This is a genomic window from Pseudomonas sp. ICMP 3272 (genome assembly GCF_001466905.1).
Taxonomy (GTDB): Bacteria; Pseudomonadota; Gammaproteobacteria; order Pseudomonadales; family Pseudomonadaceae; genus Aquipseudomonas; species Aquipseudomonas amygdali.
This window is the reverse complement of sequence record NZ_LKEK01000086.1, coordinates 68,272-84,229: the sequence shown is the minus strand read 5'-3', so window position 1 is coordinate 84,229 and position 15,958 is coordinate 68,272. Positions and strand designations below refer to the sequence as shown.

The following is a 15,958-nucleotide window of genomic DNA, read 5'->3' as shown; positions in this document are numbered from 1 at the left end:
AGACCGCCCTTTGAAAATCATACGTGTGACCGTAACCCCAATCGCCTTTCGCGATCCGCCGCTGCTCAACGCCAGCGGTATCCATGAACCTTTCGCCCTGCGCTCAATCATCGAAGTGGAAAGCGACAACGGTTACATCGGCCTCGGCGAAAGCTATGGCGACGCCCCGGCGCTGGCCATTCAGCAACAGGTGCAGAACCAGTTGATCGGGCTCGACCCGTTCAACCTCAATCAACTGCGCAGCATCGTTCAGGCGACGGTTGCGGCACACAAACCTGCCAGCCTCGCCGGTGCTGAACTGGCACCGGGTTCGCACGCCAGCAAAGCGGTAAGCAACGCTTATTCAGCATTCGAGGTGGCGTTTCTGGACCTGCAGGCACGTTCCATGAACCTGCCGTTGGTGGACCTGCTCGGCGGTGCCATTCGTGACCAGATACCCTTCAGCGCCTACCTGTTCTTCAAGTACGCGCAGCATGCCGATGCGCCTTACGCGCCCGACAGCTGGGGTGAAGCGCTCAGCGAAGAACAGATTGTCGCCCAGGCACGGCGCATGATCGAAGCCTATGGCTTCAAAAGCATCAAGCTCAAGGCCGGTGCGCTGGAGCCGGAACATGAGGTGTCCTGCATCAAGGCATTGAAAAAAGCCTTCCCCGGCTACCCGCTGCGTATCGACCCCAACGGCAACTGGTCGCTGGAAACCTCGTTTCGCATGGCAGAGCTGCTGGGCGATGACCTGCAGTACTACGAAGACCCAACCCCTGGCCTGGAGGGCATGTCCGAATTGCACAAGCGCACCGGCCTGCCGCTGGCGACCAACATGGTCGTGACCGATTTCGATGAATTTCGACGCAGCGTGGCCCTCGACAGCGTGCAGATCGTACTCGCCGACCACCATTACTGGGGCGGCCTGCGCGACACCCAGGCGCTGGCGAAGATGTGCGACACCTTCGGCCTCGGTGTGTCGATGCACTCCAACTCGCATCTCGGGATCAGCCTCATGGCCATGGCCCACGTCGCTGCGTCCGTGCCCAATCTGGACTACGCCTGCGATACGCACTACCCGTGGCAGGAACCGGATGAGGAAGTCATCAAGGGCGGCAAGCTGCCGATTGTCGACGGCTGCGTCAGCATCACCCGCGCGCCGGGCCTGGGCCTTGAGCTGGATTACGACCAGCTTGGCAAGCTCAACGATCAGTACCACAGCTGTGGCATTCGTCAGCGCGATGACGTGAAGCAGATGCAGAAGTACCAACCGCAATGGAAGGCCGTAAAACCAAGGTATTGAGCACGTTTTGGCAGCGTCAGTCAGACCGTGGCGCAGAACTGGCCGGCGGGTAGATACTCGGCGCATCCTGCCGGGTGCGACCACGGATCAAGGCTTCGGGGTTGCGGCTTATATAATCGGTCAGGACCCTCACCGAACGAGCCGTACGCTGAACTTCGTCCATCGTCCGGTTGACTTGCTGACGTACCGGCGAGTCTTCTGCAAGGGCCGCCCCGGCTATCTCCATCGTGTTTCGGGACTGCCCCAGAACAGTGTGAAGTTCGGGCATCACGTCCGCGTTGAACAGCTTGAACGTCTTGTGCGCTTCGTCAAGGCTGCCATTCAGATTACCGGCGATCTCCTGCACCGGCAATTTGCTGACCTTTTCAACGATCAGTTGTACCTGCTCCTGCATCTTCTCCAGTTCTCCCGGTACCGTGGGGATTATCAGCGGCCGTGCGTTGACATCGAATTGAACCGGCGCAGCGTTGGCAAAGAAACCCAGAGAAACATAAAGCTGCCCGGTCAGCAGGCTCGCACTGCGAGGCTGTGCGCGCAGCCCCTGTTTGACGAAGTCGGCGATCAACTGCGTGGTACGCGAATCGTCGGGTGTGCCCAATGTCTCTACGATCTTTTCGTTGGCCTGCCCAAGGCGGTCCGGGTAGATAACCGCCCCTACAATGCTGGAAAAAGATTTGCTGGCCGCATCGTAGTCAAGATCGACGGAGACCACTCGCCCCAGATTTATGCCCATGAACTCGACGGGCGAATTGACTTCAAGGCCACGCAAGGACTGCTTGAACATCATGCGGATATAACCAGGCTCGCCATCGGGCGGTGACAGCGCCTTTTGCTGATCTTCGAACAGCTTGAAACGTGCATGCTCTGCAGCCCTTGGCGCGCTCGAACCGTATCCCGGCTCAACGAAGGCCACACCTCCGGCCAGTAACGTCGAAACCGATTCAGTCTTTATCTTCAGCCCATCAGCATCAACCGTCAGGCCAATACCGCTGGCGTTCCAGAACCGTGTGTCGGTGGTCACAAACCTGTCGTTGGGGGCATTGATGAAAATTTCCGCATCCACACCTTTGCCATCCTCGGACAAATGACAGGCAACCACTTGACCGACTTGAATGCGCCGATAATAGACAGGAGAACCGACATCGAGTGAGCCCATGTCCTCGGCGTGCAGGGTAAAACGTGTGCCTTTTGCGCCAAACGTGAGGGGTGGTGGGCTTTCCTGACCAATAAAGTGTTTTTTCGGGTGCTCGGACGTCCCGCTGTCTGCTGCGATAAACGGCCCGGAAAGCAGGGTATCCACGCCGGAAACGCCCTTGGCCCCGATACGCGGGCGCACCACCCAGAACATGGAGTCCTCGGCAGTGAAGGCACTGGCGTCGGCATTCAGATCCACTGTCGCCACAACACCCGTACGGTCTTTGCTGAGGGCGACGGCCGACACCTCGCCGATCACGACATTTTTGACCTTGACCCTGGTCTTATGCGCTTCAAGCCCTTCGGCGCTTTGAAAACTGATGAAGATTCTCGGCCCTTTCGACAGTGAACTGCTGATCAACAGCGATACGCATACCAGAGCAGCAATCACCGGAATCAGCCATACCGGCGAGGCACCGAATCGCCTTTTTCCAGTGATTGAAGCGCCAATTGTCGATGCAGAAACGGAACCTGAGCGATCAGACATTTTTTCCTCTGAGGCGCCCACACGGGGTCATGCCGACGGTTAATACTGTCGGCAGAACTCTGAACGTCGACTATCAATAAACCCTCAAGGAAATATCAAGATTTGATCAAGGCAGCGGGTCGAACTTCAATTCGCTGAGGCTTTGCACCTTGTCTTCACGAACCATTTTGTATTCGGTATTCGGGCCGATCCACTGCGCCCAGATCGCGTCGATTTCACCTGCCGCTTCCATCGCGCGTAGCGATTCGTTGACCTTGGCCAAAAATGCCGGCTCGCCCTGACGCATGCCGGCACCGATAGGCTCCAGCGCCATCGGTTCCTTGGCAATTGCCAGCTCCACACCACTGGCCTTGGCCTGCCCGACCAGCTTGATCGCGGTCATGGTGTTGGTCACCAGGCCCACCACTTTGTTCTGTTGCAGCGCCATGTAGGCAGAACCGGTGTCCTGGAAGGTCACAGGCGTAGCATCAGCCAACCGAATCGACTGTTCGGACGTAGAGCCTTTGGTCGAGCTGATGCGTTTGCCTTTGAAAAAGGATTTCGGTTGATCGGCATTGGCGGCGCGCACTACCAGCGTTTCCTTGGCGATGTAGTACGGATCGCTGAACTGGATCTGGTCGGCGCGGCTCTTGGTATAGGCCAGGTTGGCGAAAATCACGTCAACGCGGCCCATTTTGACTTCCGGAATACGCGCTTCGACAGACAGCGGCTTGAGCTCCAGCTCGACGCCCATGTGTTTCGCCAGCGCCTTGCAGAGGTCGACGTCCATGCCTACCAGTTCACGGGTTTTCGGGTCCGGTGCCGAGAACGGCGGCACATCGGCATAGACGCCGCAACTCAGGCTTTTCTTGCTCATCACATCACTGAGCTGATCAGCGTGGGCAACCGCAACAGCCAGTGGCGACAACGCCAGTGCAGCCAGCAAAGACTTCATACGCATGGTGAGACTCCTGGAAATGAATTGAGGGATTCGCTTAAACAAGGGCCTGCGCTCAATGGCTGCGCAGGTCGGAAATGAAGCGTTGGGCACGCGGGTGTTCAGGCTGCTGAAAGAATGCCTCCGGGCTGGATTTTTCGAGGATCTGCCCCGCATCCATGAACCAGATGGTGTCGGCCACTTCACGGGCAAAATTCATCTCGTGAGTGACGCACATCATGGTCATGCCCTCTTTAGCCAGGCCTTTCATGACACTGAGCACCTCGCCGACCATTTCCGGGTCGAGTGCGCTGGTGGGCTCGTCAAAGAGCATCACGGGCGGTTCCATGGCCAGCGCCCGGGCAATCGCCACGCGCTGCTGCTGGCCGCCGGACAACTGCGCCGGGTAAGCGCCGGCCTTGTGTGCCAGCCCGACTCGCTCCAGCAGTTCCATGGCCCTGGCGCGCGCTTCACTGCTCTTCAAGCCACGGACCTTGGTCGGGGTCAGGATGATGTTGTCGAGCACCGACAAGTGCGGAAACAGATTGAAGCTCTGGAACACGAAACCCACGCGGCTGCGCAGCCGATTGACGTTGGCGTCGGTACCGTTCACGTCACGGCCGTCAAACAGAATCTGGCCTTCTTGCACGTCCTCAAGACGATTGACGGTGCGGATCAGTGTCGACTTGCCCGAGCCTGAGGGCCCGCACAGCACTACCACTTCGCCGCGCTGCACCTCGGCGGTGATATCGGTCAGGGCCTGGTACTCGCCATACCATTTATTGATCCTGGAAAACATGATCATCGGATGCATTGGGCAACCCTCAATTATCGGTAGTCAAAGGCCGGGGAACAGGTGCAGGCGACACGCTGCCCTCCCGTTTGCGGGCAATCCGCCGTTCCACCACTGCGGCCAGCCGGGTCAGGCCGTAGCACAGCACGTAGTAGGTGATCGCCAGAATGAAGAACACCTGAAACGGCTTGGTCAGCAGCTGGTTGTTGATCTGATTGGCGGCGAAGGTCACTTCCTGGACGTTGATCACGTAGCCCAGCGACGTTTCCTTGATGATCGAAATGAACTGGCTGATCAGGCTTGGCAATGCGTTGTACAGCGCTTGCGGCAGAATCACCCAGACCGTGGTGCGCATGTAGCCCATGCCCAGCGCGCGTGACGCTTCGTACTGACCAGCCGGCAGCGCCTGAATGGCACCGCGGATGATTTCGCACAGGTAGGCGCTCTGATAGACCACCAGCGTGCAGAGCATGGTGGTGAAGCCGGTGATGTTATGACCGATCAGCAGCGGGACCAGAAAGTAAGTCCAGAAAATCACCATCAGCAGCGGAATGCCGCGCATCACATAGACCCAGACCGTGGCCGGGTAACGCAGCCAGCGCCACGGCGAAACCCGCGCCAGCGACAACAGCAGCCCCAGCGGAAAGGCCAGCAACAGCGCCAGCGCCGCCAGCATCAGTGTTGAAACCAGCCCGCCCATCGGGCCGTGAGGATATTGGCCGACCAGCAGCAAGGTCCAGTTATCGCGAACAATCGTGAACACATCGAACATCGCCGCCTACCTCGCCATGGCTTTGCTGAAATGCCGGGCCAGCAACGCACCCAGGCCCATCAGCATCAGTGAAATGGCCAGGTAGACCACAGTTGCGACCAGATACGCCTCGAAGGTGCGAAAGGTGTAGTTCTCGACCTCGCGAGTGGCATAGGTCAGCTCGACGACGCCGATGGCCATGACCAGGCTGGTGTTCTTGAACAGCAGCACCGTGTGATTGATCAATGACGGCAGGCAGTTGCGAACGCCTTGCGGCAGGATCACGTAACGCATCGAACGCACATAACCCAGGCCCAATGCGCGCGATGCTTCGACTTGCCCGGCCGGAATGGCGCGCAAGCCGCTGCGGATGTCCTCACTGAAGTAAGCCGCCTGGCACAGCCCCAGCGCGATCACCGAAAAAAGGTACTCAGTGCTGTAGTTGGCCAGCCAGAGCTGCGTGCTTTCGGTGAGCAACGTCGGAATACCGAAATACCAGAGCATCAGTTGCACCAGTGTCGGCACGTTGCGGTGGTAGGACACATAGCCCGCCACCAGACGCTCGGCGTATTTGTTGCCGGTCAGGCGAATCGACACCAGCAGCAAGGCCACCGCCATTGCCATGCACCAGGCAACGAACGCCAGTTGCAGGGTTGTCTCTATGCCCTTGACGATCAGCTCGGCATATTCGCCCTGCAGGATCGCCGAAAGATCGAATTTACTCGTCATGGTTGTTCCCATAGACATTCAGCCAGGGCAGAAGCAAGGCACCAGGGGTACTGGTGCGGGTGTCGCGTGGCGGCTGGTGCCGCTCTCGTGATGGGTACAGCGCTTGCAGCGAGGCGCAGTCTCAGCCTTCATAGTCCTGCGGACGCGCGGTCGACAGCCCGCCGGGTACCTGTAACGTCGGGGTGATTTCCATATGGCCGATGTTGACCGCGATGGGCGCAGCGATCACGTAGGCGATTGCATCGGCAATGTCCTTGGCCACAGGCAGCTCATAGCCCTCGATAAAGCGTTTGCGCACTTCCTCGGAATCGCCATGCACATGGGCGAAAATATCCGTAGCCACACGCCCGGGGCAGATTTCGGTCACCCGCACGCGCTTGCCGAACGCATCGATACGTAACTGACGAGAAAGCATGCTCACGGCAGCCTTGGTGGCGTGGTACGTCGAGTTGCCGCCGAAGTTGTAGGCGGCGGCAATCGAGCTGATGTTGATGATGTGCCCGTTGTCACGCTCGACCATCCCCGGCAACGAAAGCCTGGCGATCTGCAATACCGCGCGCAGGTTCACATCGACCAGCAGATCAATTCCTTCGGCGTCGGCCTTGAGCAGCGAACCGGGCCGGTCGACCCCGGCGTTGTTGACCACAACATCGAACTGATGGGCCTGGAACAATGCGGTCAGACCGGCCAGATCAGTCACGTCAATAGCATGCGCAATGCAGCCGGTGCGCTGCGCCAGGGCCGCCAGCTTGTCTGCACTGCGCGCCAGCGCATGAACCTGCAGACCTTCGGCACACAGCCGTTCGACGACGGCTTCGCCAATGCCGGAAGAAGCGCCGGTGACCAGCGCGGTTTTGTAATCGGAAAAAGGCATGTCGGGGTTTCCTTGAATAAGCGTCGATCAGTCGTGCCGCTATTTAATGCTGATCGTCTTGTACCGGACTTTAACGAGCGTCATGGGCAGCGACCAAGACACAATGGTTGTGTGGCAATAAGCTGCGCTTATGACCCGAGCAGCTGTGAAACCGGGGTGATGACACCGCCCTGCTCTTCGATACTTTGGCGAATGCTGCGCGCCAGCTCCACCGCCCCCGGCGTGTCGCCATGCAACAGGATTGATTGGGCATTGACCGCCACGCGCTTGCCGCTCAGGGTCGTAACCGTGCCGTCCTGCAACAGTTGCGCAACCCTGGCGCGAACCTGCTGCGGGTCCTTGACCACCGCCCCGGCAATGCCACGCGGCACCAGCAGGCAGTTTTCGTCGTAGGCACGGTCGGCCAGAAACGTGGTCGCGACTCTCAGGCCGCACGCTTCGGCGGCCTGTTCGATCGCCGCGCTGCTGGATGAACTGATGATCATCCGCGCATCGAAACCGGCGACCGCCTTGACCAGCGGCCTGGCCAGTTCGGCATTGGCCGCGGCCATATTACCCAGCGCGCCGTGGAAGCTCATGTGCGTCACGCGGTATCCGGCAGCGGCTGCAATGCCTGCCAGAGCGCCCAACTGATACACCACGATGCTGCACAACTCGTCGAGTTCGATGTTCATTCTGCGCCGCCCGAACCCCTGCAGATCAGGAAAACCGACATGTGCGCCGAGATCGATGCCCAGCGCTTTGGCGCGGTGCACGGTGTTATTCATGATTAATGGATCACCGGCATGAAAACCACAGGCCACGTTGGCCGAGGAGATCAGTTGCATCAGTGCCTCATCCTCACCCATGGTCCAGGGGCCGAAGCCCTCACCCAGATCAGCGTTCAGATCGATGCGCATCGTGTCACTCCTCCAGTTCAATCAGCGGCTGGCCGTAACCGACCCGTTCATGCTCGGCAGCCAGAAAACGCGTCACACGCCCTGCCTGCTGGCTGCGCACCGGCAGATATAGCAGGCCGATGCGCAACAGGCCCAGCAACTGCCCGACTGCAACGGTATCGCCGGGTTTTACGTAGCTGTTTTTTTCGTCGGGGTGTCTCAATACAAAAACGCCGGGGTTATCCGCAGCTATTACAAGCGCAGTGGCTGGCGGCTGTTCGACTGCGACGTCCACGTCAGCTCGCGATGCAGGGTTATCCGCACGTACACCGCGTCGGATCAACAACTCGAACCCTGGTCGTTTCAGTTCAAGAACCGTGAGCCCGGCATCACGAATCCAGCCTGCCAGTTGGCGAATTTCATTGATGTTCATCAGCGATGTCCTTGCAGGCCGCGCAGCGCAAGCAAGCGCCGGGCGTCTTCGATGAAGGCGTGATTGGTGTCCAGTGCCTCGACGGCCTCCTCGTAGCTGCATTGCACGAAGCGCACCTTGCTGCCGATGGGGGCCTGACCGAGACGCCACAGGTCGGCTTCGATAACCGTCGCAAACTTTGGATAGCCGCCGCTGGGCTGGGCATCGCGCATTTGCACAATCGGCTGGCCGCCGTGGGGCACCTGAATCACCCCGGGCACAATGCCGTGAGAGCGAATTTCCAGCGCCTCCCTTGGCAATAGGGGCGTACCTTCCATGCGATAACCATAGCGATTGCTTTGCGTGGTGATTTTCCACTCGCCGGCAAAAAATGTTTGTTGGGCTTCAACGCTGAAGCAGTCGAACTCGGCGGCAGGCAGTACGCGTATGGCCGGTAGCTCGTCGATAATCAACGGCAAGGCCGCCGCAGCAGATTGCAGACCAAAATCACCAGCGCGCGGTTGATTAGCCGCACCGGCGGGAATCAGATCGCCCTGCTGCAAGGCGCGGCCCTGCCAGCCACCAAATGCACCGCGCAATTGCGTGCTGCGCGAGCCCAGAACCTGCGGCACATCCACACCGCCCGCCAGGCATAAATAGGCGCGACTGCCCGTCGTTGGGTAACTCAGCTTCAACACCTGATTCTTGCGCGCCTGAGCGACCCAGTTACCCGGCAGTCGCTCGCCATCCAGCCGTGCAGAACAGGCAGCACCGGTGATAGCAAAAGTGCAGTCCTCGACAAAACGCACTTCGAACGGGAACAGTGGAATTTCGATGCCTGCCGCGTCCTCATCGTTGCCCAACAACAAATTGCCGAGCCGCAACGACAGCGTGTCCATTGCGCCGGAGGTGCCGACGCCGTAGCCTAGGCTGCCATGCCGGCCCAGATCCTGGATCGTCGCCAGTGCGGTGGCGCTGATAACTTCGATCATCGAATGATCCTCTCGATACGCAAGCGCAGTTGATCGCCGGGCTGCAACAGCGCCGGAGGGTTCTGATCAGCGTCGAAAAACACCATTTCCGTGCGCCCTATCGTGTTCCAGCCACTGGGACCAGCCGAAGCGGAGATACCCGTCTGCACGCCGCCGATGGAAACCGAGCCGGCACCGATATCGAGTACCGGCACTTTGCGCCGAGGCGTCGCAAGACGCTGATCCATGCCGCCCAGATAGCAATAACCGGGGTGGCTGCCCAAGGCGTACACCGGGTAAAGCGGTTCGCAGTGCAGATTGGCGATGGTCTCGATATCCAGTCCGGTATGGGCGATGACATCGGCCATGTGCGGTCCGCCGTCACCGCCATACACCACCGGCAGCTCGATGATCCGGCCTTGCAACGGCAGCGGCTGGCATTGCTCCCAGGCCTCCAGCAAGCGGGTTTTCAAGCCGGTCAGGTCGCGTGGCGGCGCTGCGAAGGTCAGCATCAGGTTGTTCATGCCCGGCACCGCTTCGCGCACCTGCGGCCAGTCCTTGCTCAGGCTGGCCAGCGCCCATATGCGTTGCTGCGCTGCCAGCTCAAGCTCGCCGGGTGCTTCGAACAGCAAGGCGGTGGTTCCCAGCAAAGTGATTCGTGGCGGCAACTGCTGGAGGGTCATGGCTGGCTCCTTGTCTGTAACCAGCGCTCCAGGTGGTGAATGTCCATGCCACCCTTGCAGAACACCGGGTCCTGCAAAATGTCGCGATGCAGCGCGATGTTGGTAGAGATTCCCTCAACGCGCATTTCGCTCAGCGCCAGGCGCATACGTGCCAAAGCCTCATCGCGACTGGCACCGTGGGTGATGACCTTCGCCACCATCGAATCGTAATAAGGCGGAACGCGATAACCGTGGCTCACATGCGAGTCGACCCGTACGCCAAAACCACCAGGAATCTCCCAGCGGGTGACTAGCCCCGGCGTAGGCATGAAGCTGCGCGGGTCCTCGGCGTTGATCCGGCATTCCAGCGAGTGGCCCGACACGCTGACGTCGGCCTGGCTGAAACTCAGGCGCTCGCCCATCGCCATGCGAATCTGCTGCTGAACGATGTCGATTCCGGAAGTCATTTCCGTGACCGGGTGCTCGACCTGTAGGCGAGTATTCATTTCGATGAAATAGAACTCGTCGTTTTCAAACAGGAATTCGAACGTGCCTACGCCCTGGTAACCGATCTGCCGGCAGGCCAGTGCGCAACGTTCGCCCACTCTGGCCATGAGTGCCGGGTCGATGCCCGGTGCAGGCGCCTCTTCAAGCACCTTCTGATGTCGCCGCTGCATCGAGCAATCCCGCGAGCCAAGCCAGACGGCATTGCCATAGGCATCGCACAGCACCTGAATCTCGACATGGCGCGGCTGGCCCAGAAACTTCTCGATATACAACTCGGGATTGCCGAAGGCCCGGCGGGCTTCTTCGCTGGTCAGCGCAATTGCATCGAGCAATTGCTGCTCTTCCTGAACCACGCGCATGCCCCGCCCGCCGCCACCGCCAGCGGCCTTGACGATGACCGGGTAACCAATGTCACGGGCAATTTTCAGGATACCTTGCGGATCGGCAGGCATGCTGGTGTCCGGGCCTGGCACGCACGGCACGCCAGCCTCACGCATTGCCCGCTTGGCCGCGACCTTGTCGCCCATCACCCGAATGCAGGCGGCACTGGGGCCGATGAACGTCAGGCCAGCCTGTTCGATGCGCTCGGCGAACGCGGCGTTTTCAGACAGAAACCCGTAACCGGGATGGATCGCCTGAGCACCGGTCAACTGCGCAGCGTAAAGCACGGCAGCCTGATTCAAATAACTCTGCCCCGGCGCGGCCGGGCCTATGCACAGTGACTCATCGGCCTGCCGTACATAGCTGGCATCGCGATCCGCTTCGGAATAGACCGCAACCGTACTCAGGCCCAGCCCTTTGCAGGCGCGCTGGATACGCAGGGCAATTTCGCCGCGGTTGGCGATCAACACTTTATCGAACATCAAAAACCCCTGATCTGTGAACCCGGAAGGCAGCCGCACGGCCACCCAAGACCTTCAACCGATGCTGAAAAGCGCTTGTCCGGCCTGAACCTCTTCGCCGTTGGCAACCAGAATGGCGGTCACGACCCCTGCCTTTTCAGCCGTCACCGGATGAAACATCTTCATGGCTTCAACCACTGCCAGGGTCTGTCCCACTTCGACTAACGTGCCGACTTCAACGAAGGGCGGCTGGTAGGGCGCCGGGGTCAGGTGCAAGACCCCATACAGCGAGGCGCACGCCTGAGCCTCTTGCGCATTGGCAGTTGCACTTGCCTGAGAGGAAGCAGCAGCGTCGGTTGCAGGCGCTTTCAGCGACGTTGATGCAGATGGACTGACGCCGCTGGCGGCCTCGACCGACTCACGCAGCAAGCGCAACTGCGTATCGCCTTCAGACAGGCTGAGTTCACTCAGGTCCGATTCGGCCATCAGGTCGATAAGTGCTTTGATACGTTCCGGTTTCATGCAAGAGCCCTTGCCTGGCAAAAGAAATGTGGCTGAGGGCAATGTAACGAGAGCGATTTTTGACCGCCAAGACGGTTTGACTGTGGGGTGATAAGCGCCCCTTATGACGCCGGGGTTACTCTGTACGGCGATTGCCGCGCATCTCTGCGACCAGTTCCAGTAGGATGGCCTTGACCGCCTGGGCCGGAACCGAAAGCGGCAAGTGGCCTGACAGGCACAGGGCCAGCGGCGCTTCGATCTCGGGTTCGACGATCCGGCTCAGGTTGACCGCATGCGTATCGGCGAGCACCCGCGCAGCCGACTCGGGAAGAATGGTCGAGCCGAATCGATCCGCCACTGCGGCGGCCAGAGTCGTCGATGATTCGACTTCTGCCACCACCCGGGCACTGCGCTCGATGCGCACAAATGCCTCGTCCACCAGACGGCGGATGGTGTTGTAGGTGCGCGGTAACAGCAGGTCGATATCGGCCAGCTCGGCGAGCGCTATTTCCTCGCAGCCCTGAAGCGTGTCCTGGGCGCTGACCAGATATAGTTGCTCGCGAATCAACGGCACAAAACTCAGGCCATGCACCTCGCGCCCGCCATAAAGAACGGCCATGTCCATGCGCCCGTTCATGATCAGTTCGCTCAGCGTGGTGCCAAAGTTCTCGTTGAGGTACAGCAGTATACCCGGATGACGCTCGCGCACCCTTTTGAGCAACGGCAGCGACAAGGTTGACGCAGCAGTGCCCGGGGCCAGCCCTACCGACACCGGCCCCGACAACGCCAGGCCGCTGGCGTTGACATCACTTTGCGCCTGCTCGCACTGACGCAGGATGACCTGAGCATGGCCATACAAAACCTTGCCCGCCTCGGTCGGGGTAACGCCGCGCTTGGTGCGGATCAGCAACTGCTGCTGCAACTCGGCTTCCAGCGTCACCAGTTGCTGGCTTAACGCAGGTTGCGCGATGTGCAGTACATCGGCGGCTTGGGTGAGGCTGCCGATGTCGACAATTTTCACAAAGTATTTCAAGCGGCGAAGGTTCAAGGTGCTGCACTCCAGAGTCACGACCCCGATGCTTCAGCAAGACACAGGCCAGCTCTGAAAAAACCAGACATAAGCAATTGCTATGTCAGCAACTGCCGAGCGTGTTCGCAACGCATGGATGCCCCCGCAGGCATTGCTCGCCCGCTTTTGGTGCAGCACTGGTTCATCTGCGGTCATAAGCGCTGCCTATCAACCCAGAACAAACTCGTCTTATGGCCTGCACTCTGCAGGCTCGTAACGTATTCCCCGTCAAGGCCATCAACGAGGAATGCCAACGTGACCGCATCTCGCATCGCTGCCCGCGTGCTCCGCATCAAACCATCGCCCAGCAGCGCTGCTGCCGATCGGGCCAATGAACTGCGGCGCGCAGGCAAGTCGATCATCAATCTGGTGGTTGGCGAACCCGACTTCGATACGCCTGCCCACATTCGTCAGGCCGCCTCTGCCGCCATCGAAAACGGTGAAACCCGCTACACGCTGAACGCCGGTACGGCCGCCCTGCGCGAGGCCATTGTTGCCAAACTCCAGCGTGAAAACGGCCTGAGCTACGCCCCCGGCCAGATCGTAGTCACCAGCGGTGCCAAAGCTGCGATCTTCAATGCCTTCGCAGCGACCCTGGGCATTGACGACGAAGTGCTGATCCCCGCGCCGTATTGGGTGTCATACCCAGACATGGTGCTGGCCTGCGATGGTCGCCCGGTGACCTTACCGTGCCCCGAAGACAATCAGTTCAAGCTCACCGCCGAGCAACTGCGCCACGCAATCACGCCGCGTACCCGCTGGCTGCTGCTCAACTCGCCGAGCAACCCGACCGGCGCGACCTACAGCGCAACTGAATGGCGGGCACTGGCCGACGTGCTGCTCGACTACCCGGACGTGCTGGTCATGACCGATGATATTTACGAACACATTCGCTATGACGACACCCCGCTCAGCCATCTGCTGACTGTCGAACCCGCCCTGCGCGAGCGTGTGCTGATCATCAATGGTGTATCAAAAACCTACGCCATGACCGGTTGGCGCATCGGTTACGCTGCAGGCCCCAGCGATATCATCAACGCAATGGCCACCCTGCAATCGCAATCCACCAGCAACGCCTGCTCGGTGAGCCAGGCCGCCGCAGTGGCAGCTCTTGATGGCGACCAGTCGTTTGTCGGCGAGAGCGTCAAGGTCTACAAACAACGCCGCGACCGCTGCCTGGAGTTGATCAACGCGATTGACGGCCTGAGCTGCATCAAGCCCGAAGGCGCGTTCTATCTCTACGTCAATTGCGGCGCACTGATCGGCAAAACCACACCGTCAGGCTCGGTACTGGAAGCCGACACCGATGTGGTCCTGTACCTGCTGGAGAGCCAAGGCGTGGCGGTTGTCGCAGGCACTGCATATGGCCTGGCACCGTTCTTCCGGATGTCTACGGCGACTGCCCTGGAAACCCTTGAAACCGGTTGCACACGCATTGCGACTGCCGTCGCTGCGTTGCGCTGAGCGCCTCGCCATGACCACCCCGAGCCACCCGGCCCTGACCTTCAGACAGGCCCTGCTGGCCATGCTCGGCATTTCACTGGTGCTGATGCTGTCCGCACTCGACCAGACGGTGATCGGCAACGCATTGCCAAGCATCGTCGCGGAGCTCAATGGTTTCGAGCTGTATGCCTGGGTGGCCACTGGTTACCTGCTGGCGTCCATCGTGACCATTCCGATCTTTGGCCGACTGGGCGATTTCTACGGGCGCAAACCATTCGTGCTGGCCGCCACGGTCATTTTCACCCTCGCTTCGCTGGTCTGCGCGCTGGCCGACAGCATGTTGGTGCTGGTCATTGGCCGGGCCTTGCAAGGCGTGGGGGGCGGGATGCTGATCGGTACGGCATTTGCCTGTGTGCCGGAGCTGTTTCCCGAAACCCGCCAGCGGCTGCGCTGGCAGGTGCTGCTGAGTGCCATGTTCAGCGTGGTCAATGCCATCGGCCCAGGGCTGGGCGGTTACCTGTCCGGCGAGTTCGGCTGGCGTTCCGTGTTCTGGCTGAACCTGCCGCTGGGCGTGATCGCGTTGTTTTTTGCCTGGCGCTTTTTACCTTGGTATCGCCCGCAAACAGCCACTGCGATCAGGCTCGACTGGATCGGCGCGGTGTTGATTGTCCTGAGCCTGGGCAGCCTGCAATTGTTCGTTGAATGGCTCGGTCAGCGCTCTTTGGCGATCAGCCTGCTGTGCGGCGCTGTCACCGTTATTGCCATGACCGGACTTTGGTTCAGGGAGCGCCGTTGCGCATTTGCCTTGCTGCCCGCCGGGCTGTTTGCCAATCGCAGCATCCGCCTGCTGTTCATCATGTCGTTGCTGGCCGGTGCGATCATGTTCACCCTGCTGTTCTACCTGCCGCTGCTGTTGCAGGGCAGCTACGGCTACTCGCCGCAGGACGCCGGGCTGCTGCTGACACCACTGGCCCTGAGTATCACTCTGGGCGCAATCGTCAACAGTCGCATCGTCACGCGCCTGGCAAACCCCAACTGGTTACCGATTGGCGGATTCATTGCCTTGTCGATTGCCTGCATCGCCTTGGCACTGGTCGGACTGCACGCCGGCTTCGCGACCTTGCTGGGTCTGATTCTGCTGGCGGGGCTGGGTCTGGGGTTCATTCTGCTCAACCTCACTGTATTCACCCAGACGCTTGCCGAGCGGCAGTTTCTCGGTATCGCCACAGCACTCACTCAATCGTTGCGACTGGTTGGCGGCTTGCTGGGCACTGCCGCAATGGGTGTGCTGGTCAAGTTGCTGTACGTCGCCAATCTGCAACATGCACTGGCCTCGGCAGGCCAGATGCAGGCAATAGCGCGTCTGGCCGACCCTCAGGTCCTGCTGCAGCACACGCCCACAGATATCGACACCACGTTGCAGCTGGCTCGCACTGCCCTCGCCCATGCAGTCGGTACAGGGCTGTTGATCTGCGCCGCACTGGGCGTACTTGCACTGGTGGTTCTTTCCCGTTTACCTCGCGTCGCGCTGTATCAAGCGCCTCGCACAACGACACCTGAAACGGATTCAGCTGCAAAACACGCCTCTTAAAACAACAAGAAACCTGACTGCCGCCCGACCCTGCCTCTCACAACACTTAATGA

Annotated in this window: 16 protein-coding genes; 3 read left to right on the top strand and 13 right to left on the bottom strand. The window is 60.0% G+C overall.

Features of this window, described 5'->3' with window-relative positions; translation table 11 throughout:
- Positions 1 to 10: 10 nt before the first annotated feature.
- Entirely contained in the window at positions 11 to 1,285 is a 1,275-nt protein-coding gene (locus AO068_RS22630; protein ID WP_058409509.1) for a glucarate dehydratase family protein, read from the top strand.
- Between the two features lie 16 nt (positions 1,286 to 1,301).
- Here AO068_RS22630 and AO068_RS22625 read toward each other — a convergent pair whose 3' ends face one another.
- The 13 genes from AO068_RS22625 to nac form a co-directional block, all read right to left on the bottom strand.
- On the bottom strand, positions 1,302 to 2,966 hold the full coding sequence (locus AO068_RS22625) for a PqiB family protein (RefSeq protein WP_058409508.1): 1,665 nt from the start codon (positions 2,964 to 2,966) through the stop codon (positions 1,302 to 1,304).
- Positions 2,967 to 3,072: 106 nt separating this feature from the next.
- Positions 3,073 to 3,906 (bottom strand): ABC transporter substrate-binding protein, encoded by an 834-nt coding sequence (locus AO068_RS22620; protein WP_057420497.1) that lies wholly within the window; start codon positions 3,904 to 3,906, stop codon positions 3,073 to 3,075.
- Between the two features lie 52 nt (positions 3,907 to 3,958).
- Positions 3,959 to 4,687: an amino acid ABC transporter ATP-binding protein gene (locus tag AO068_RS22615; protein WP_177342396.1), complete on the bottom strand. Its 729-nt coding sequence runs from the start codon at positions 4,685 to 4,687 to the stop codon at positions 3,959 to 3,961.
- Between the two features lie 19 nt (positions 4,688 to 4,706).
- Complete coding sequence (locus AO068_RS22610; RefSeq protein ID WP_058409506.1) at positions 4,707 to 5,447, bottom strand: amino acid ABC transporter permease; 741 nt, start codon at positions 5,445 to 5,447, stop codon at positions 4,707 to 4,709.
- 6 nt (positions 5,448 to 5,453) lie between these two features.
- Positions 5,454 to 6,155 carry an amino acid ABC transporter permease gene (locus AO068_RS22605; protein ID WP_002553479.1) on the bottom strand — a complete coding sequence of 234 codons (702 nt, stop codon included), beginning with the start codon at positions 6,153 to 6,155 and terminating at the stop codon, positions 5,454 to 5,456.
- Positions 6,156 to 6,276: 121 nt separating this feature from the next.
- Positions 6,277 to 7,029 carry an SDR family oxidoreductase gene (locus AO068_RS22600; RefSeq protein WP_057420503.1) on the bottom strand — a complete coding sequence of 251 codons (753 nt, stop codon included), beginning with the start codon at positions 7,027 to 7,029 and terminating at the stop codon, positions 6,277 to 6,279.
- Positions 7,030 to 7,157: 128 nt separating this feature from the next.
- A complete protein-coding gene (locus AO068_RS22595; RefSeq protein ID WP_058409505.1) occupies positions 7,158 to 7,928 on the bottom strand; it encodes a LamB/YcsF family protein in 771 nt (256 codons plus the stop codon).
- A 4-nt stretch (positions 7,929 to 7,932) separates the two neighbouring features.
- Complete coding sequence (locus AO068_RS22590) at positions 7,933 to 8,340, bottom strand: biotin/lipoyl-containing protein (protein ID WP_058409504.1); 408 nt, start codon at positions 8,338 to 8,340, stop codon at positions 7,933 to 7,935.
- The gene (locus tag AO068_RS22585) at positions 8,340 to 9,311 is read right to left on the bottom strand and encodes a biotin-dependent carboxyltransferase family protein (RefSeq protein WP_058409503.1); all 972 of its coding nucleotides are present in this window, start codon (positions 9,309 to 9,311) and stop codon (positions 8,340 to 8,342) included. The genes AO068_RS22590 and AO068_RS22585 overlap by 1 nt, the downstream gene beginning before the upstream one ends.
- Positions 9,308 to 9,973 (bottom strand): 5-oxoprolinase subunit PxpB, encoded by a 666-nt coding sequence (gene pxpB, locus AO068_RS22580; RefSeq protein ID WP_058409502.1) that lies wholly within the window; start codon positions 9,971 to 9,973, stop codon positions 9,308 to 9,310. Before pxpB ends, AO068_RS22585 begins: the two co-directional genes overlap by 4 nt.
- The gene (accC, locus tag AO068_RS22575) at positions 9,970 to 11,322 is read right to left on the bottom strand and encodes an acetyl-CoA carboxylase biotin carboxylase subunit (RefSeq protein ID WP_058409501.1); all 1,353 of its coding nucleotides are present in this window, start codon (positions 11,320 to 11,322) and stop codon (positions 9,970 to 9,972) included. The genes pxpB and accC overlap by 4 nt, the downstream gene beginning before the upstream one ends.
- 54 nt (positions 11,323 to 11,376) lie before the next feature.
- Entirely contained in the window at positions 11,377 to 11,823 is a 447-nt protein-coding gene (locus tag AO068_RS22570) for an acetyl-CoA carboxylase biotin carboxyl carrier protein (RefSeq protein WP_058409500.1), read from the bottom strand.
- A gap of 115 nt (positions 11,824 to 11,938) precedes the next feature.
- Entirely contained in the window at positions 11,939 to 12,850 is a 912-nt protein-coding gene (nac, locus tag AO068_RS22565; RefSeq protein WP_010207353.1) for a nitrogen assimilation transcriptional regulator NAC, read from the bottom strand.
- Positions 12,851 to 13,126: 276 nt separating this feature from the next.
- Between nac and AO068_RS22560 the strand changes: the two genes are divergently transcribed.
- Together AO068_RS22560 and AO068_RS22555 are read left to right on the top strand one after the other, a co-directional pair.
- On the top strand, positions 13,127 to 14,335 hold the full coding sequence (locus tag AO068_RS22560) for an aspartate transaminase (RefSeq protein WP_058409499.1): 1,209 nt from the start codon (positions 13,127 to 13,129) through the stop codon (positions 14,333 to 14,335).
- Positions 14,307 to 15,905, top strand: coding sequence for an MFS transporter (locus tag AO068_RS22555; RefSeq protein ID WP_058409498.1), 1,599 nt, complete (start codon positions 14,307 to 14,309; stop codon positions 15,903 to 15,905). The genes AO068_RS22560 and AO068_RS22555 overlap by 29 nt, the downstream gene beginning before the upstream one ends.
- The last annotated feature ends 53 nt before the right edge of the window (positions 15,906 to 15,958 follow it).

Coding starts and splice junctions, on each gene's coding strand:
- AO068_RS22605 (WP_002553479.1), bottom strand. CDS start 6,155: ATGACGAGTAAATTCGATCTTTCGGCGATCCTGCAGGGCGAATATGCC.
- AO068_RS22585 (WP_058409503.1), bottom strand. CDS start 9,311: ATGATCGAAGTTATCAGCGCCACCGCACTGGCGACGATCCAGGATCTG.
- AO068_RS22590 (WP_058409504.1), bottom strand. CDS start 8,340: ATGAACATCAATGAAATTCGCCAACTGGCAGGCTGGATTCGTGATGCC.
- AO068_RS22625 (WP_058409508.1), bottom strand. CDS start 2,966: ATGTCTGATCGCTCAGGTTCCGTTTCTGCATCGACAATTGGCGCTTCA.
- AO068_RS22610 (WP_058409506.1), bottom strand. CDS start 5,447: ATGTTCGATGTGTTCACGATTGTTCGCGATAACTGGACCTTGCTGCTG.
- pxpB (WP_058409502.1), bottom strand. CDS start 9,973: ATGACCCTCCAGCAGTTGCCGCCACGAATCACTTTGCTGGGAACCACC.
- AO068_RS22600 (WP_057420503.1), bottom strand. CDS start 7,029: ATGCCTTTTTCCGATTACAAAACCGCGCTGGTCACCGGCGCTTCTTCC.
- AO068_RS22595 (WP_058409505.1), bottom strand. CDS start 7,928: ATGCGCATCGATCTGAACGCTGATCTGGGTGAGGGCTTCGGCCCCTGG.
- AO068_RS22620 (WP_057420497.1), bottom strand. CDS start 3,906: ATGCGTATGAAGTCTTTGCTGGCTGCACTGGCGTTGTCGCCACTGGCT.
- AO068_RS22570 (WP_058409500.1), bottom strand. CDS start 11,823: ATGAAACCGGAACGTATCAAAGCACTTATCGACCTGATGGCCGAATCG.
- AO068_RS22615 (WP_177342396.1), bottom strand. CDS start 4,687: ATGATCATGTTTTCCAGGATCAATAAATGGTATGGCGAGTACCAGGCC.
- accC (WP_058409501.1), bottom strand. CDS start 11,322: ATGTTCGATAAAGTGTTGATCGCCAACCGCGGCGAAATTGCCCTGCGT.